Annotated in this window: 2 protein-coding genes; both read right to left on the minus strand. The window is 59.7% G+C overall.

Going from position 1 to position 1102, the window contains the following annotated elements; translation table 11 throughout:
- Positions 1 to 153: 153 nt before the first annotated feature.
- A complete protein-coding gene (locus EN914_RS36185; protein ID WP_013529228.1) occupies positions 154 to 387 on the minus strand; it encodes a hypothetical protein in 234 nt (77 codons plus the stop codon).
- A 77-nt stretch (positions 388 to 464) separates the two neighbouring features.
- Complete coding sequence (locus EN914_RS36190; RefSeq protein ID WP_024502975.1) at positions 465 to 986, minus strand: helix-turn-helix domain-containing protein; 522 nt, start codon at positions 984 to 986, stop codon at positions 465 to 467.
- Positions 987 to 1102: the final 116 nt, after the last annotated feature.

Below are 1102 nucleotides of genomic sequence, written 5' to 3' on the forward strand. Positions count from 1 at the left end.
GTTTGAAACGCGTCGATCATCGATCGTCGGCGGGCGAGATAACATCCCGGTTCCGGTTGAAATTGCTTCGCGTGAAAAGGCAGGATGGAAAGCAGCCTTCGCCCGCTCATCCGGATAAGCGTTGCCGCTTGTATGGCTCCGGACGTGGCTGGGCTACTTCTTCTTGGCGCGGGCCGGTTTCTTGGCGGGTTCCGCCGGCGCGTTGGCGAGGTCTTCCGCTTCCTTGGCGAGACGCAGTGCCCGCAGCTTGTTGGTCTTGGCCTGGCGGGCATCGCTCTCGGCGGCGTATTCGGCCATCGCCTTCTGGCGGACGGTTGCCGCCTCTTCCTGCTTCTTGAAGCGCAGGTCGGCGCGTGCGCGCGCAGCATCCCGAGAGTTCTCAACCAAGACCTTATCCAATCCCGTGAATTGTGATTTTCCGCTTCTTCTAGCAGAGCCGGCCCCAAAACGGGAAAATAAGTTGGTTACGCGGCCGGGCTGGCGGCGAGGGCCTTGCTGGCAACCACCGCCTCGTAGGCGGCCTGCAAGGTCGCGCGGACAGAAAGGCCAGACATTGTATCGAGCGGCATGCCGAGATGCTCGTGCCGCAACTCGTCCATGAATTTGTCCCACATAGGCTGTCCGCCCTTTTCCAGAAGTTCGGCGCGGATCGACAATTCGTCGCTGACCGGCAGCCAGACGCGGCCCCAGGCGCCGAGATGGGCCAGGATCGGAACCAGCGTGATCGCCATCTCGGTCAGGCTGTAAATCGCCTTCTGCTTGTGCGAGGGATCGTCGGCCTTGGTCAGCATGCCCAGCTCCATCAGGCGCTTCAGCCGGTCGGCGAGGATATTGGAGGCGATGCCTTCCATCGATCCGTTGAGCAACTCGCGAAAATGGCGCCTGCCGCCGAAGATCATGTCGCGAAGGATGATCAGGCTCCAGCGGTCGCCGAAGACTTCCAGCGACAGATTGATCGGGCACCCGGACCGGCGATCCATGCTCATGAGATTTTTCTCCAAAACCGGTTGCATTATCGTATCAGTTTTATTATCGTGCAACAGATTGCAAAATGCAATCAGTTTTGCAGAGAGGAGACTGCGTGATAAGGACCACCGAACGC

The sequence above is a fragment of the Mesorhizobium sp. M7A.F.Ca.CA.001.08.2.1 genome (assembly GCF_003998455.1).
GTDB lineage: Bacteria > Pseudomonadota > Alphaproteobacteria > Rhizobiales > Rhizobiaceae > Mesorhizobium > Mesorhizobium ciceri.

Excerpts from the sequence above, each read along its gene's own strand:
- EN914_RS36190 (WP_024502975.1), bottom strand. The coding sequence starts at position 986 with ATGAGCATGGATCGCCGGTCCGGGTGCCCGATCAATCTGTCGCTGGAA.